Annotated in this window: 3 protein-coding genes; 2 read left to right on the top strand and 1 reads right to left on the bottom strand. The window is 76.1% G+C overall.

Translation table 11 applies throughout. The features are described 5' to 3' along the window. Positions 1 to 519 (top strand): HemK/PrmC family methyltransferase (locus Q6969_RS15210; protein ID WP_317231196.1); only part of this gene is annotated, 519 nt, incomplete at its 5' end. Positions 520 to 548: 29 nt separating this feature from the next. Here Q6969_RS15210 and Q6969_RS15205 read toward each other — a convergent pair. Continuing rightward, positions 549 to 1223 carry an HAD-IA family hydrolase gene (locus Q6969_RS15205; protein WP_317231195.1) on the bottom strand — a complete coding sequence of 225 codons (675 nt, stop codon included), beginning with the start codon at positions 1221 to 1223 and terminating at the stop codon, positions 549 to 551. An 83-nt stretch (positions 1224 to 1306) separates the two neighbouring features. Here Q6969_RS15205 and Q6969_RS15200 point away from each other — a divergent pair. Further along, the coding region (locus Q6969_RS15200) for an L-threonylcarbamoyladenylate synthase (protein ID WP_317231197.1) at positions 1307 to 2098 on the top strand (792 nt) is incomplete at its 3' end.

Genomic DNA, 2098 nt, shown 5'->3' with positions numbered 1-2098 from the left:
GGAGCGGGTCGTCACGCGCCCGTCGCCGTCGACCTCGGCACGGGGTCCGGCGCGCTCGCGCTCGCGCTCGCGACCGAGGTCCCGCACGCCCGCGTGCACGCCGTCGAGGTGTCGCCCGCCGCGCACGCCTGGACGGCCCGCAACGTCGCCCGGCTCGCACCTCGCGTCGACCTCGTCCTCGGCGACCTGGCCGACGCCTTCCCCGAGCTCGACGGGACGGTGTCCGTCGTCGTCTCCAACCCGCCGTACATCCCCGTGGACGCGGTGCCGCGCGACCCGGAGGTGCGGCTGCACGATCCCGCGCTCGCCCTCTACGGCGGGACGGACGGCCTCGACGTCGTGCGGCTCGTCTCCACCACCGCGCGGCGGCTCCTGCACCCGGGCGGCGCCCTCGTGATCGAGCACGGCGAGCTGCAGGGCGACGCGATCCGCGCCCTGCTCGACGCCGACGGATGGCGCGCGACGTCCACGCACCAGGACCTCACGCGGCGCGATCGGGCGACGACCGCCGTCCGCTGACGCCGCCGCGACCGCGACCGCGAGCGCGCTCAGCCCGTGACGGCTCCGCGCGTCGACGCCGCGGTCCGGCGCCGGATGAAGTCCTCCACGGCCGGCAGGAGGTCCCCGGGTCCCCGCACGTGGTGCCCGGTGATGCCGAGTCCGCGCGCCGCGGCGACGTTGTCGATCCGGTCGTCGGCGAAGAAGGTCCGCTCGGCCGGGTGGCCGTACGCGGCGAGCACGCCGCGGAAGACGGCGGGGTCGGGCTTCCGCGCACCGTACCCGCTCGACGTCCGGAGGTGCTCGAGCCCGAAGAGCGGCACCAGCTCGGGAGCGAGCGTCGGCAGATGACGAGCGGCCAGGGCGTTGTTGTTGGTCAGGAGCGTGATGCGCCCGGCCTCCCGCGCGCGGGCCACGGCCTCGAGCGCCGACGGGCGCACCACCATCGACGCGCGACGGCGGCGGACCCACTCGTCCTCGTCCATCTCCACGTCCACGGCGCGGCAGAAGGCGTCCAGGTACGCGTCGGCGTCGAAGCGCCCCGCCTCCGCGGCCCATTCCCCGTCGTCGTTGTACCAGCGCCGGCGCAGCTCGGCGAGGTCGTGGCCCGTCGCCTCCGTGATGCGGTCCGCGGGCCCCCGCCAGTCGTGGTCGTACAGCACGTCGTCCATGTCGAACACGAACAGCAGCCCGCGGGGGTCGGGGGAGGAGGGCGTGGTGGTCACGAGCCCCAGTATGCGGGCGGGCGCGCGGCGCGGACGCCCCGCTCAGGGCCCGGGCGACCGGCTCGGCTACGATGAGCGACGACATGGCGCGCATCTACGACTGCTCAGTCGACACCGACCTCCTCACCGGCATGAGACTCGCCCGACAGGCGGTGGGCCGCGGCGAGGTCGTCGTCATCCCCACGGACACCGTGTACGGGATCGCCGCCGACGCCTTCAACCCCGAGGCCGTGCAGCGGCTCCTCGACGCGAAGGGCCGCGGCCGCGACGCACCGCCGCCCGTCCTCATCCCCGGGCAGTCCACGCTCGACGCCCTCGCCGACTTCGTCCCCGACGTCGTCCGCCGCCTCGTCGACGAGTTCTGGCCGGGCGGCCTCACGGTGATCCTCGTGGCCCAGCCGTCCCTCGTCTGGGACCTCGGCGAGACGCGCGGCACCGTCGCCCTGCGCATGCCCGCCAACCCGTACGCCCTGGAGCTGCTCGCGGAGACCGGCCCCCTCGCGGTGTCGTCCGCGAACCGCACGGGCGAGCCCGCCGCCGCCAGCGCCGAGGAGGCCGTCGCCCAGCTCGGCGAGAGCGTCTCGATATTCCTCGACGGCGGCGCCGCCGGGGGAGCGGCCTCGACCATCGTCGACGCGTCGCGCGTCACCGCGGCCGGCGGCCGCGTCCGCATCGTCCGGGAGGGCGCCGTCACGCGCGCGCAGATCCAGCAGCTCATCGGCGACGAGCTCGAGCCCGTCGTGCAGGCGCCGTCCGAGCCCGTCGACGAGGCGCCCGCATCCGAGGCGCCGACGGTCGGCTCGTCGACGGACGCTTCGGCGACGGACGGCGACGCGGCCACGGCGGCCGAGTCGCCCCTCGTCCCCGACGCGCCC

This window comes from Clavibacter sp. MX14-G9D, from assembly GCF_032917815.1.
GTDB lineage: Bacteria > Actinomycetota > Actinomycetes > Actinomycetales > Microbacteriaceae > Clavibacter > Clavibacter michiganensis_K.
Note: the sequence above shows the minus strand (reverse complement) of the source record. Positions and strands in the feature narration are given on the sequence as shown.